13 protein-coding genes are annotated in these 13,768 nt (G+C 59.8%); 4 read left to right on the forward strand and 9 right to left on the reverse strand.

All coding sequences use genetic code 11. From position 1 onward, the window contains the following. Nucleotides 1–34: 34 nt before the first annotated feature. The 5 genes from AC1Q67_RS21805 to AC1Q67_RS21825 form a co-directional block, all read right to left on the reverse strand. Nucleotides 35–1,267, reverse strand: a complete 1,233-nt coding sequence (locus AC1Q67_RS21805; protein ID WP_492237361.1) for an ABC transporter substrate-binding protein — start codon at nucleotides 1,265–1,267, stop codon at nucleotides 35–37. Between the two features lie 106 nt (nucleotides 1,268–1,373). Continuing rightward, a complete protein-coding gene (locus AC1Q67_RS21810; protein ID WP_492237360.1) occupies nucleotides 1,374–1,958 on the reverse strand; it encodes an amino acid synthesis family protein in 585 nt (194 codons plus the stop codon). Then, entirely contained in the window at nucleotides 1,955–2,539 is a 585-nt protein-coding gene (locus tag AC1Q67_RS21815) for an amino acid synthesis family protein (RefSeq protein WP_492237359.1), read from the reverse strand. The genes AC1Q67_RS21810 and AC1Q67_RS21815 overlap by 4 nt, the downstream gene beginning before the upstream one ends. After that, nucleotides 2,532–3,452, reverse strand: coding sequence for a UPF0280 family protein (locus AC1Q67_RS21820; RefSeq protein ID WP_492237358.1), 921 nt, complete (start codon nucleotides 3,450–3,452; stop codon nucleotides 2,532–2,534). The genes AC1Q67_RS21815 and AC1Q67_RS21820 overlap by 8 nt, the downstream gene beginning before the upstream one ends. Next, nucleotides 3,449–4,915, reverse strand: coding sequence for a 6-hydroxynicotinate reductase (locus AC1Q67_RS21825; RefSeq protein ID WP_492237357.1), 1,467 nt, complete (start codon nucleotides 4,913–4,915; stop codon nucleotides 3,449–3,451). Before AC1Q67_RS21825 ends, AC1Q67_RS21820 begins: the two co-directional genes overlap by 4 nt. 338 nt (nucleotides 4,916–5,253) lie before the next feature. On the opposite strand from AC1Q67_RS21825, the gene AC1Q67_RS21830 reads away from it, so the two are divergent. The 4 genes from AC1Q67_RS21830 to AC1Q67_RS21845 all read left to right on the forward strand — a co-directional run bounded on the left by AC1Q67_RS21830 (nucleotide 5,254) and on the right by AC1Q67_RS21845 (nucleotide 10,995). After that, a complete protein-coding gene (locus AC1Q67_RS21830) occupies nucleotides 5,254–5,736 on the forward strand; it encodes a (2Fe-2S)-binding protein (protein ID WP_492237486.1) in 483 nt (160 codons plus the stop codon). Continuing rightward, the gene (locus AC1Q67_RS21835; protein WP_492237356.1) at nucleotides 5,736–9,305 is read left to right on the forward strand and encodes a molybdopterin cofactor-binding domain-containing protein; all 3,570 of its coding nucleotides are present in this window, start codon (nucleotides 5,736–5,738) and stop codon (nucleotides 9,303–9,305) included. Before AC1Q67_RS21830 ends, AC1Q67_RS21835 begins: the two co-directional genes overlap by 1 nt. A gap of 51 nt (nucleotides 9,306–9,356) precedes the next feature. Continuing rightward, complete coding sequence (gene pncB, locus AC1Q67_RS21840; RefSeq protein WP_492237355.1) at nucleotides 9,357–10,661, forward strand: nicotinate phosphoribosyltransferase; 1,305 nt, start codon at nucleotides 9,357–9,359, stop codon at nucleotides 10,659–10,661. Between the two features lie 94 nt (nucleotides 10,662–10,755). Beyond that, nucleotides 10,756–10,995: a DUF6489 family protein gene (locus tag AC1Q67_RS21845; RefSeq protein WP_024573701.1), complete on the forward strand. Its 240-nt coding sequence runs from the start codon at nucleotides 10,756–10,758 to the stop codon at nucleotides 10,993–10,995. Between the two features lie 27 nt (nucleotides 10,996–11,022). Here the strand turns inward: AC1Q67_RS21845 and AC1Q67_RS21850 are convergent, their stop codons facing one another. From AC1Q67_RS21850 to AC1Q67_RS21865, 4 genes are read right to left on the reverse strand one after another with little or no spacing between them, the layout of a single operon-like run. Beyond that, nucleotides 11,023–11,760, reverse strand: coding sequence for a GntR family transcriptional regulator (locus tag AC1Q67_RS21850; RefSeq protein ID WP_492237354.1), 738 nt, complete (start codon nucleotides 11,758–11,760; stop codon nucleotides 11,023–11,025). Beyond that, nucleotides 11,757–12,158, reverse strand: coding sequence for an oxalurate catabolism protein HpxZ (hpxZ, locus tag AC1Q67_RS21855; RefSeq protein ID WP_492237353.1), 402 nt, complete (start codon nucleotides 12,156–12,158; stop codon nucleotides 11,757–11,759). Before hpxZ ends, AC1Q67_RS21850 begins: the two co-directional genes overlap by 4 nt. Before the next feature lie 2 nt (nucleotides 12,159–12,160). Continuing rightward, nucleotides 12,161–13,576, reverse strand: coding sequence for an AtzE family amidohydrolase (locus AC1Q67_RS21860; RefSeq protein ID WP_492237352.1), 1,416 nt, complete (start codon nucleotides 13,574–13,576; stop codon nucleotides 12,161–12,163). Next, nucleotides 13,566–13,751 carry a DUF4089 domain-containing protein gene (locus AC1Q67_RS21865; RefSeq protein WP_492237351.1) on the reverse strand — a complete coding sequence of 62 codons (186 nt, stop codon included), beginning with the start codon at nucleotides 13,749–13,751 and terminating at the stop codon, nucleotides 13,566–13,568. The genes AC1Q67_RS21860 and AC1Q67_RS21865 overlap by 11 nt, the downstream gene beginning before the upstream one ends. Nucleotides 13,752–13,768: the final 17 nt, after the last annotated feature.

The raw sequence follows: 13,768 nt of genomic DNA on the forward strand, positions 1-13,768 counted from the left end.
CCGCGGGCGCATCGCGCGCCCGCGGTCGCTAGACTCAGTCTTTTGGACGTAACTTCCCGACTTCCGCATCGCTCGGCAGGAAATCCTCGCCCTTGCGATAAGCGCTATCCACCATCACGCCCTTGCCGTCCTTGAGCGCTGTCTTGCCGACATAGGCGCCGAGGGTGGATTGATGATCGATCTTGCGGAAGGTGATCTGACCGAACGGAGACGGCATCGACAATCCCTCCGCCGCAGCGATCATCTTCTCGGGATCGGTCGAATTCGCCTTGATGAGAATTGCCGCCGCAGCCTTGATCGTCTGATAACCGACGATGGAGCCAAGTCTCGGATAATCGTTGAACTTACCCTGATACGCCTTCAGGAAGGCATCGTGCTCCGGCGTCTTGATGCTGTACCAGGGATAGCCGGTGACAATCCAACCTGACGGTGTTTCTTCCTTCAGCGGGTCGAGATATTCCGGCTCACCGGTGAGGAAGCTCACCACCGCCCGGTCCTTGAACAGACCGCGCGTGTTGCCCTCGCGGACGAATTTGACGAGATCCGCGCCGAAAGTCACATTGAGGATGGCTTCAGGATTGGAATTCGCAAGCGCCTGAACGATCGGACCTGCATCGATCTTGCCCTGCGGCGGCCACTGTTCATCTACCCACTGAATGTCGGGCCGTTTCTCGGACAGCAGCTTCTTGAAGACCGCAACCGCCGACTGACCATACTCGTAGTTGGGTGCGATGGTCGCCCAGCGCTTGGCGGGCAACTTTGCCGCTTCCTCCACCAGCATCGCAGCCTGCATGTAGTTCGATGGGCGCAGGCGGAATGTGTAACGATTTCCCTTCGACCAGGTGATCGCGTCGGTCAGAGGTTCCGCCGCAAGGAAGAACACCTTTTTCTGCTTGGCGAAATCGCTCACCGCGAGACCAATGTTGGACAGGAACGTGCCAGTCAGCATCACCACGTTCTCATTCGAAACCAGTTCGTTGGCGGCAGTCTGAGCATCGGCCGGTTTGCCGCTATCGTCCTTGGACACGACAACGAGCTTCTTGCCGTTGATACCGCCCGCGGCGTTGATTTCCTCGACAGCGAGCTGCCAGCCCTTGCGATAGGGCTCGGTGAAAGCAGGTAGCAGCGAGTAACTGTTGATTTCGCCGATCTTGATTTCGCCGCTCTGCGCCATGGCAGTTGTCGCCAGTGCCGAGCCAGCCAAACCGAGACTCGCGGCAAGCGCAAACCCGGACAGACTGCCGAAAAGACGTTTTCTTCGTTGCATCCCAACCTCCATTGTTGCCAGGACCCGCGTCCCGTTCACTTCCCGTCCGCTCCTTATCCCGGTGGAGCGGTTCGGTCTTTCTTTCGCATCAAGCGCAAACAGACCGCTAGCGCAATCCGTCCTCGCCCTTGATCTCTCCAATGGTCAGACCGCCGACTCGCGGCAACGGCCGCCCACTGTCGGTCACGGCAACCGCCACCATGATTTCGTTCGCCCGGGGTGCATCATTGATCTGCACTTCCATCCCGTCGAAATGACTCCGCACGAACGCCGCATCCTTGTGGCCAAGGGGAATGTCGAGCACCGTTCCCAATCCGCCGCGCTTTTTGGAGGATGGAATCAGCGCAGCCCCCTTGCCTAATACCTTGCGCACCGGCGCTCCCATCTTCGGATGCAAGATCGCTGCCGCGTGCTCCAGTTCGCCATTCTCGCCGACGGCCGCCGCCTTGCCGTAGCTTTGCGCTTTGCCACCTTCGATACCGAGCGCTGCAACGGCCTTTAAGGCGAGCAGTTCGCCAAGTTCCTCGCCAATCGAGATCAATGGCGACAGGTCATCGACAAACTTGCCAGCAAACGGATTGTCGATGACGGCGACAGCGGCAGCGCGACGGGTCGGCGGCGAGACATCGCGCCCGCCCTCCATCAGCGTCTCCTCGACCACCGTGACGATCTTGCGAATGACGGCGCTCATCGTAGCCCATCCTCTCCCTTGATCTCATTTGCCTTGAGACCGCCGACCCTGGCGTGAATGCGCGAGCCCGTGGTCATGACCAGTGCGAGAAGCAACTCGTCGGCACGTGGCGCGTCAGGGATACCGACTTCCATGGCATCGAAATGTGACCGTACATACGACGCGTTGATATGCGTCACCGGAACATCGAGCCGCGCACCCGGACCGCCAACCTTCTTGGCGGACGGTACAATGGCCTTGGCCTCGCCAAGAATCTCGCGCATCGCGTAGCCGCCGGGCACATGCCACAATGCGCCATGCTCGAGTTCACCCAACGCACCAACAACCGCACCTTTGCCATAGCCTTGTATCGCGTTCGGGTCTCCGCCAAGCGCCTTGAGCAAGGAACACGCCATTGCAACACCGAGCGGCGTCAAATCATCCATGAATCCTGCGATATCCTCGACATAACGTCCGGCGAACGGATTGCGGATCACGCACAGCATAGCCCCACGGCGTAACGGCTGCGCCGCCGGCTTCCCGCCTTCGTGGAAAATCTCCTCAATCACGGTGGCGCGCTTTCGGATCACGACCTCAGACATACGGCACACTTTCAGTTCCGGTTCGGGCGGCTACATACGGCGGAGGTCGCCGCGCAACACCATCGATATTCTTCAGTGCAACAACGCGTGTTTCGCCTTGCAGATGCAACGCCGCGCCATCGATCAATTCGGCTTCCAAGAGTAAAAAGGCGGTATCGGCCCCGAAATCCAGCGCTGCCGCAATGTCGTTCAATGACAGTTCACCGACCTCGCGAGTGACCAAACGAGCACCGAGATCGCTATCGGGCTGAATTTCGTTTGCCGGGCACCGGACGATGGCGGGATGCTCCGGCAAATCAACCGCATTGGCGATAATGGTCGCCGCAGCATCGGCCTGCGCGGCCGTTTGCGCCAGAACCGTCACTGCGTCGGCAATCCCCAGCGAAAAGCTGCGGCCACGCCATCCGCTGGTTGCGATGCCGCGCGTCTTATCCTCCGCTGCAATCCGAGTTTTCCCGGTCAGATTCGGTTTGTCAGGTCGATCGACGAGGCCAATCGTGAAATGCTGGCCATTGCCGAGATGCAGCGCAATGTCGCCGCCGTTGTTGACATAGGCACGATCGAGATCAGCGGCCTTCACCATCGCCCCGAGAATTTCCTCGGCGACGGCGCCGGCGACGGCGGCCATCGGCGTAACAAAATGATCGGCCGCGAATGGAGCAACCGCATCATACATCCGGCGCGCGACATCTCCCCTCAGCAAACTGGCTGGAGGCTGTGCCTGCTTACGCAGTTCCGATAATTCGCCACAGAGTTCGTCAAGAAGACCGGTGAAACGGTCTAGGGCAGCCTGGTACGCGGCACTGACGTTCGCCGCAGTTCCACGCGCCTCCACAATCAGATCGATCGGGCCGTCATGCAGGTGAATCCGCCTACCGTCCGCGAGCCATCCGATTTGTGGGAGGCGTTTCATTTGCGCGATCTCGGCTCGGAAAGTTGTTTCGGCAACTGGCGGACTTCCGTATTGTTCTTCAATGACGCCAATGGCCGCACATGATCCATGTGACCACCGAGTGCTGCGTAGTCCGACAATCGCAGGGTGAACTCGATCGGCGCGACCAGCGCGGGTGTCGGCACATAGCCGAAGGCTCCTTCCGGCATCAGCGTCACATCAACCATGAATGTGATGCCCCCACCTGGCCAAACATAGACCGGCGCGCCGCCACAGGTCACCGACGTCAACGCGTCCTTGACCGACCGTGTCAGCCGGACCGGGTTGTCCGTCACGCCCGCCCGGAGCGAGCCGCCAGCGCCGCCCATGAACAGCACGGTGCACAGCGCGGGCTCACAATTCTCCTGAATCCGCTCGACGGACAGCTTGAGATCGGCAGGCATTTCCTTCTCGACCGGCTTCAGCGCCTCATCGAGCTCGAAATACGCAGCATGCTCGCCGGTCGTACTCACCATCATTATCCGCAGACCGGGTCGTGCGGTCTTGGGATCAAACGGACCGAGTACCGACAAGGGATCGGAAATATTCGTACCGCCCCAGCCAATACCGGGTTCAGCGACCTGAAAATAGCGTCCGGGCGTCGAGCGCCGCCCCTTCAGTTTGATCCCGGTCTCGGGAATATCGAGCAACTTGCCAGCCTGATGTTCCGACAGCACGCCGGTGATGTGATCGTCCACCACGACAACTTCATCGACCTTGCCGTGCCACTGCTTCGCGAACATCCCGATGGTCGCCGAACCGCAGCCAACCCTCATCCGCTCTTCCGGAACACCATTGACGATTGGCGGGTAGCCGGCTTGCACCACAACAGTTGCACCACCGTCGATCGTCATCTCGACAGGCTTGCCGTTGGACAAATCCATCAGCGCGTCACAGGTAACCCGGCCTTCCTTCTTGGAACCGCCCGTCAAGTGGTGAACACCGCCGAGCGACAGCATCTGCGAACCGTACTCGCCGGTCGTGACATGCCCCACCGCCTCGCCCTGTACGCGCACTGTCGCGGTTTCAGGGCCGAGATAACGGTCGGTGTCGATCTTCACCTTGACGCCGCAATAGCTGAAGATGCCCTCGGTCACCACTGTGACCATATCGACGCCATCGACCTCGGAAGAAACAATAAACGGCGCGGGCTTGTAGTCCGGATAGGTTGTGCCAGCGCCGATCGCCGTCACAAAGACACCCGGCTCGTGAACGATCTTGCCATCCCAATCGCCACCGGTCTGAAACGGAACGAGCCGCCCGCCATGGGACACCGTGCGTTCCAGCACCACATGCGGATCGACACGAACAAGTTCGCCATTGTTGTTGGCATACCGATCACACGCCCCTGCAGCGCCCGGCTTGATGTAGCACATCACCGGACATGCATCGCAGCGGATCTTGTCCGAACTGCCGGTAGTGACGGCGTTTGTTTCAGTCAGCATGACCAAACTCGAGTCCGAGCCAAACTGAACTGACGAGCAGCGCTGACGCCGCGAGGATAAAATTCCGTCCGTCCACATCCGGCATTTTGTTCGTATACGAACGATGGTGCGCGCAGACCAGAAACCTGTCAAGCGCCGCCGCGTGCGAAATCCCGGACTGCCGAATAAAAACTCAATTGCCTACCGTTGGTGATCACAAATCGTGCAATGCATCATACCCGCGAGACAGCGGCATTTTCTGTTCTCTCACTTGGCTTGCACGTTTGTATACAAACGGTATCGTTGTGGCACGCGTTGCCGGAGTTTGCAGCGCAACAGACCGGACCGTGACGATGAGCATGATGCAAACAACGATCCGCCTGAACGTCAACGGGAGCGTTCGAGATGTCGAGGCGGCGCCGGACACTGCCCTTCTCTACGTGCTGCGTAACGACCTCGAACTGAACGGACCGAAATTCGGCTGCGGGCTTGGGGAATGCGGCGCGTGTACGGTTATCATTGATGGGGTGGCGGCACGCTCTTGCGTCATTCCCGTCAGCGGATGTGCGCAGCGAGACATCCTCACACTCGAGGGTCTTGGTTCGCGAGATAATCCTGATCCGGTACAGAAGGCGTTTATCGAGGAACAGGCCGCGCAGTGCGGCTACTGTCTCAACGGCATGATTATGGCGACGAAGGCTCTGCTTATGCAGAATCCGCATCCCTCCGAATCCGAAGTGCTGAATACATTGCAATACAACCTGTGCCGATGTGGTGCACACATCGAAATCCTGCGCGCTGTGATGCGCGCCGCCGGTCATGCTGTCGAGGAACAACAATAATGGCGGCGGATTCCCCGATGGACCGCCAGCCCTCACTCTCGGGAACGCTGTCCGTCGTGCGCTCGGCTTCTTCGGGCAGCAATGAAGCAGCTTTCGAGACTTTCATTAAGGTAACCGCAGAAGGGACTGTTACCGCATTCAATGGCCACGTCGACCTTGGGACCGGCATCCGTACCGCCCTCGGTCAAATCGTCGCGGAAGAGCTCGACGTCTCGTTCGCGCGCGTGGTCGTTGTATTGGGCGATACATCGGTTGTGCCCAACCAGGGCGCGACTATCGCCAGTGAGACCATTCAGATCACGGCCGTGCCGTTGCGCAAGGCCGCTGCGCAGGCCCGCCACTTTCTGCTGGCGCGCGCCGCAGAGAAGCTCGATCTGCCGGTCCACGATTTGTCGGTGGAGGATGGCCTGATCCGCGGCCACGACAACCGCAGCGTCAGTTACGGCGAACTTATCGCCGGCGAAAGCTTCCGACTAGAACTCGCCGACGACGTCCCGGTCAAATCAGTCGATGCCTACAAGATCGTCGGGCAGTCGACACCGCGCGTCGACCTTCCTGCCAAAGCGACAGGGGAGCTGGTTTATGTACATGACGTGCGGGTCCCGGGCATGCTGCACGGCCGAGTGGTCCGCCCGCCGTATGCCGGGGTCGACGCGGGAAATTTTGTCGGCACCAGCCTGATAGCCGTTGATGAATCGTCGGTTCGCGATATCCCCGGAATTGTATCGGTGGTGCAGATCGGCGACTTCGTCGGGATCGTCGCCGAGCGTGAAGAAAACGCGATCAAGGCAGCTACCCAGCTAAAAGTCACCTGGAAACCGACGCCCACGCTGCCAAATCTCCAAGATATTGAAACCGCGCTCCGCGCCAATCCAAGCGCACCGCGCACGTTAGTCGATAAGGGCGATGTCGATGCTGCCATCGCGTCCGCGGACAAGCCGCTCAAACGAACCTATGTTTGGCCGTATCAGATGCATGGTTCGATTGGACCATCCTGCTCGGTTGCCGACATACAGGACGGCGTCGTGCGGGTCTGGTCCGGCACACAAAATCCGCACATTCTGCGCACCGACCTTGCACTGCTTCTTGCACTGCCGGAATCCCAAATTGATGTGATCCGCATGGAGGCTGCGGGTTGCTATGGCCGCAACTGCGCTGACGACGTGTCCGCCGATGCTGTACTGCTATCGCGTGCAGTGGGCCGCCCGGTTCGCGTGCAACTGACACGCGAGCAGGAACACGCGTGGGAGCCGAAAGGCACAGCGCAACTGATGGAGGTCAACGGCGGACTGCACGCCGACGGCAGTGTCGCCGCCTACGACTTCACAACGCGGTACCCTTCGAACGGCGCGCCGACGCTGGCGCTGTTACTGACCGGAACTGTTCCTCCGGTGCCGGCGGTGTTCGAGATGGGCGATCGGACCGCGATTCCGCCCTATGACTACGACGCAATCCGTGTGGTCGCGCATGATATGCCGCCGATCGTGCGAGCATCCTGGTTTCGCGGCGTATCGGCGCTGCCGAATACATTCGCGCACGAGTCCTACATCGATGAACTCGCAACCGAGGCCGGCGTCGATCCCATTGAATATCGATTGCGCTATCTGAAGGACCCCCGCGCCGTCGATCTTGTCAACGCTGTCGCTGAGCGCGCCGGGTGGACTCCCCGCCCGGTCTGGCAAGAACCGGAAACCGAAGGCGATGTTGTCCGCGGACGCGGCTTCGCTTACGCGCTTTACGTCCACAGCAAATTCCCCGGCTACGGTGCGGCGTGGTCGGCCTGGATCGCGGACGTGGCGGTCAACAAGTCAACCGGTGACGTGAGTGTGACGCGCGTGGTTGCGGGGCAAGATTCCGGGCTGATGATCAACCCGGATGGCGTGCGCCACCAGATCCACGGCAACGTCATCCAGTCGACCAGCCGGGCGCTGATGGAAGAAGTTTCGTTTGATCGGACTGCGGTGGCCAGCCGGGAATGGGGCACCTACCCGATCATCAAGTTTCCAGATGTCCCCAAGATCGATGTGCTGATGCTGCCACGCCAAGATCAGCCGCCGCTTGGCGTCGGGGAATCCGCTTCTGTCCCCAGCGCGGCAGCCATAGCCAACGCGATCTTCGACGCAACCGGGGTGCGGTTTCGCGAGCTGCCGTTTACCCCGGAGCGCATCCTCGCCGGGCTGCGCGCCCAAGAGCCGATACCAGCTGCGTTGCCAAGACCAACGTCTAAACCGCAGGAACAGCCAACCCAAACTCACAGCGATCCGTTCCGCAAACGGCGTAATGTGGCTGCAGGCATCCTCGCAACATGTGCCGCGGTTCTCGGCATTGCTGCAGCGGCGCTGCCGTGGCGATCAATTGCGCCAATTGCCCCGCCGGATAAATCGACCTATTCGGCGGCGACCATTGCCCGGGGCCAGCAACTCGCCGCGCTCGGCAATTGCGCGGTGTGCCACACGGAGGCCAATGGTGTCGTCAATGCCGGTGGACGCGCGCTCGAAACACCATTCGGCATCATCTATAGCACCAACATCACTCCCGACCCCGAAACTGGAATCGGCGCATGGTCCTATCCAGCCTTCGAACGATCAATGCGCGAGGGCATTCACCGCGATGGCCGACAGCTCTATCCCGCGTTTCCCTATAATCACTTCGCCAGAGCAACCGATGCCGACTTGCAGGCGCTCTACGCCTACCTGATGGCACAGGCGCCGGTCCGGGCCGTCAATCGGGAAAGCACGCTGGCGTTTCCCTTCAATCTCCGCCCTCTGCTGGCAGGTTGGAATGCACTGTTTCATAAGCCGGACGTCTTCGCGCCCGACCCTACCCGCTCGCCTGTGTGGAATCGCGGAGCCTATCTGGTCGAAAGCCTGGGTCACTGCGGCGCTTGCCACACGCCGCGCAACGCCTTGGGCGCGGAGAGAAATGCCAAAGCCTACCTGGCCGGCGGGGTTGCGGAAGGCTGGGAAGCACCACCGCTAACCAACCTGTCTCATGCGCCGATTCCCTGGAGCGAAGACGAATTCTTCGCTTATCTGCGAACAGGCATATCCCGTTTCCATGGTGTTGCCGCCGGACCGATGGCGCCCATCGTAAGAGATCTTGCGTCCGTGCCCGACGCCGACATCCGCGCCATGGCGGTCTATCTCGCCTCCTTCAACAACACGACAATTTCTCCGTCGGCTCAGGATGCCTTGGCAAATCGGCTGGAAACGGCAACAAGCGTGAAAGCGGCTTCGGCGTCCGCGACAGGCTCACGAATCTATGACGGCGCCTGCGCTGTGTGCCATCAAGTTGGTGGCCCGGTTCTGTTCGGCAGCAGACCATCGCTGGCCCTGAACACCAACCTGCACAGCGACGCGCCGGATAACCTCATTCAGATCATTCTCCATGGCATCGACCAGCCGGTATCCAGCGATCTCGGCTACATGCCGGCATTCAAAAACAGCCTCAATGACCAACAGGTCATGGAGCTGGTTTCATACCTCAGGCAACAGTTCGCCCCAGACAAGGCGCCCTGGACCGACGTGGCCACGGCGATTAGCCGGGTTCGCCGTGGAGGCAGGCCATAAAATAGCACCCAGTGGCTGGCTGCCCGCGAGGGAGCCGGATATGATCCCGGCATGGCCATTACAGATATCGCTTCGCGAACCTACAATCACGGCTGGCGGCTCGACCCGATCGTCCGCAGTCTGCTCGATACCGACTTCTACAAGCTGCTGATGCTTCAGATGATCCGGGAATTCTACCCGGACGAGCATGTGACGTTTTCGGTCATCAACCGCACCCACCACGTCCGGCTCGGTGAAGTGATCGACGAGGGCGAACTTCGCGCTCAACTGGATCACGCCCGCACGGTGCGCTTTACCAAGAAAGAGCTGATCTGGCTTGCAGGTAATACCTTCTACGGCAAGACGCAGATGTTCTCGCCGGATTTTATCAGTTGGCTGGCGACATTCCAGCTGCCTGAATATGAACTCCATACGGTCGACGGCCAGTACGAACTGCACTTCCATGGACCGTGGACGCACACCACGATGTGGGAGATTCCCGCGCTCGCCATCATCAATGAATTACGCTCGCGGCAAGCCATGAAGGGACAGGGGCGCTTCGTTCTCGATGTGCTTTACGCGCGCGCCAAGGCGAAACTCTGGACCAAGGTCGAGCGTCTGCGCAAACTGGATGGCCTGCGGCTGTCGGACTTCGGAACGCGGCGGCGGCATGGTTTCCTCTGGCAGCGCTGGTGCGTCGAAGCCGTCAAGGAAGGACTGGGACCAGCGTTCACCGGAACATCCAACGTGCTGCTGGCGATGGACAATGACCTCGAAGCCATCGGTACAAATGCGCACGAATTGCCGATGGTCGCGGCTGCTCTCGCGAAAGATGACGACGAACTACGCTGGGCGCCCTATCTAATTCTCGATCAATGGCGCCATACCTACGACGGAAACCTTCTCATCGCCCTGCCCGATGCCTTTGGCACGAAAGCCTTTCTACGCGACGCTCCGGACTGGGTGGCAGACTGGACCGGCTTTCGTCCCGACAGTGCCCCACCCATCGCAGCGGGCGAGGAGATCATCAAATGGTGGAAGGAAAAAGGGCGCGACCCGAAAGAGAAGCTTCTCATCTTCTCGGACGGGATGGATGTCGGATCGATTGAGGAAACACATCGATACTTTGCCGGACGCGTCAGGACCAGTTTCGGCTGGGGCACAAATCTCACCAACGACTTTGTCGGTTGTGCGCCGGACGGCACCGCCGATCTCGATCCGATCTCACTTGTCTGCAAGGTGACAGCTGTTAACGGAAAGCCAGCGGTGAAGCTTTCGGATAACCCGGAAAAGGCGACCGGAAATCCATCCGAGATAGCCCGTTACTTGAGAGTTTTCGGAAACGCCGGCCGCGTCCGCAGCGCAGTTCACGTGTAGCGGCGCGGTCAATTTCCATTTCGATATCTTCGCGTGTAGATTAAGCGCAAGGCCGGGATCCAAATGACGTGGTCACCTGCCGGGGGACAGATTTATGAAAATCACGGTCAATATCGACTGCACGCCGCAGGAAGCCCGCGAATTCCTTGGACTTCCGAATATTCAGCCGATGCAGGAAAAAGCCATGAAGGAGGTCGAGGAAAAGCTGCTTGCCAGCGTTGGCAGCATGTCGCCCGACGCGATCCTTCGCAACTGGATGTCGTTCAATCCCGAACAGATCGGAGATATGTTCAAAATGTTCGGCGGACTGACGGGCGGCGGGACCAAAAAGTAGACTGCCGCGACGCGCGGATTTCAAATTCTACAGCGATACCGCGTAAACTTCGTATTCCTCACGAACAGTCTCAATGTGATCGCGCATCGCGTTCGCGGCCCCCGCCTTGTCGCCGCGCATGATAGCGACAACGACCCGGTCGTGCTCGACATAGGATTTCGCAAGGCGGCCAAGATTACGGAACTGCGCCCGCCTGAACGGCTGAACCCGAACACGCGTCGCCAAGGTCATCTCGGCGACATACCCATTCTGGGAGCCAGCATAGATTGCGTTGTGAAATGCCTCATTCGCTTCATGGAACAACTGCGGATTCCCATCGTAACTCAAAAGCCGCAGCCGCTCATGCAGCGCTTCCAGTTCATTACGCTGCGTAATCGGCATCCGCTCGGCGGCAAGCCCGGCGCACAATGCTTCTAGTTCAGCCATCGCCTCGAACATGCTGTTGAGCTGTTCGATGGTCGGTCTCGCCACCACCGCACCGCGGTGAGCGCGTGAATTGACAAGACCGCTGGCCACCAACTGCCGCAGTGCCTCGCGAACAGGTGTCCGCGAAACATTGAAACGTCTCGCGATCTCGGATTCATCGAGCGCGGATCCAGGCTCCAGCGCACCCCGCACGATATCGTCGGCCAGTTGCAACCGCAACTCCTCGGCAAGGGTGCGCTTTCCTGCGGTTGCCGCTCCGCGTGTAAAAGGCGAGTTCGGCTCGCCAACTCCCGGCGCGTCACCGCTCGAACCTTGCGGCATTTCCGCCTCAAAGATCATGACTTCTCATCCGGCGCATCGATCACACTCACATGGGCGGCGACAATCCGCCAGCCTTCTGCGAAACGCATCCATGTCTGCATCTGCCTCCCGACCTTGCCCGGCGCAGACCTGCGATGGAATAGCGTTGAAGCGACCGCCGTGTCGCGGCCATAGGTTGTGATGACGGTTTTTGACAGCTCGCGCATCAGCCCCGCAGGGTTTCGCGCCGCGCGAAATGCCGCAATCGCCGCATAACCATAAAGGTTCTCACCGATACCGTAACGAATGGTACTGGTGTCCTCCCGGAACAAAGAATCGAGCGTTGCGACATCGTTGGAGGTCAGCGCTTTCTCGTAACGTGCGAAAGCTTCTGTCACTTCGGCGACGACATCTGGCAAATTGACCTCAGTCGCCATCCTCAAAATTCCCCGGGGCGTGACGTCTGCACGACACCAGCCTGCTCCAGAGCATAGGCCACGCGCAGGGCGACATCCTCTCGCCACGGGGCAGCAATGATCTGAACGCCGATCGGCATCGGCTCAAGCGGAAGCGGTACCGCTGCCACCGGCAGACCGATAAACGAAATAGGTTGTGTGTGAATTCCGATATTCGGCCGAGCCAGCATCTCGACTCCATCCAGGACGAAGGTCGTCTGACCGATCTTGGGCGCGACGCAAGGTGTCGACGGCGCCAGAATCACATCGACAATCTTGAACAATTCCATGACTTTCGCCCGGTACCAACGGCGAAATTTCTGTGCCCGGTCCACGTATACCGACGGTATCATTGCCCCGGCGAGGAGCCGGTCTCTCACCGCAGGATCGAAATCCTGCGGGCGGCTCCTCAGCCGGTCAAGGTGCAACGATGCGCCCTCACTCGTCGTAATGACGTAGGCTGCAGCGCGGGCTCGCGCGGCTTCCGGAATTTCAATTTCCCTTGTGACGGACAAGGCCTTTGCGACCCGCGCCATTGCCTCCCTTGCCTCGGGCGTAAGGGACGTTTTGAAATAACCTCCCGCAACGGCAACGCGAAAATCGCCTATCCCCTGCGATAGCAGCGGCGTCACAGGTTCTACCGGGCGTCCCACGCACGCCGCGTCGTCGGGATCCGGTCCCTGCATCACATCGTAAGCAAGCGCCAGATCCCGGGTTGTTCGCGCAAATGGCCCCAGATGATCGAAGCTTGCAACAAACGGAAACGACCGCGCACGCGACAGCCTGCCGTAGGTCGGTTTCAGGCCGAAGATACCGCAGAATGACGAGGGCACGCGAATTGATCCATTGGTATCGGAGCCAAGCGCCAGCGGCACAAGTCCGCCCCCAACGGCGCTACCAGAGCCACCTGACGAGCCCCCGGATATCCGCGCCAGATCATGCGGATTCCGCGAAGGACCATCGTGGACATTCTCTCCGGTGAAGTCGTAGGCGTACTCGCCCATATTGAGTGCGCCAACCAGAACCGCGCCCGCGGCCTCCAGGCGCTCGATCAATGTCGCATCACGGCTTGAGGGGGCACGATCACGGTTGATCTTCGATCCAGCGCGAGTCGGAAGACCTTCAATATCGAAAAGATTCTTCACCGCAAACGGTACGCCCGCAAGCGGCCCGACCTGGCCTCCATCTGCAATCGCTTGGTCGATCTTGCTCGCCGTGGCACGCGCGCGGGCGGCAACCACATCGGTGAACGAATTCAGCTTCGCGTCGCGCGCCGCAATGCGTGACAGCGCCCCGTTGATGACTTCTATCGCCGATATTCTACGGGAGGAAACAGCCTCAGCAATCTCCGATGCCGATGCCCAGTCCATGTCAGTGATCAAAGCAGCGTCAGGCTTCATAAATGCTCGCTGGCTCGATTTCATCGGGCAGCGGAAACTCCTGAACCATGTGCGCCATCTTCAGCGAGACATCCAGGTTCGCGCGGACAACAGGTTTCCATGCAGCGTCGATCGGCAAGCCAAGGAGCGTTGCAGCGGCATCTATGTAGGCATCCAATGAATCACTCGGTGACATGCATGTTTCCGCGATTT

It is taken from the genome of Afipia sp. GW823-FHT06G09 (assembly GCF_058794875.1).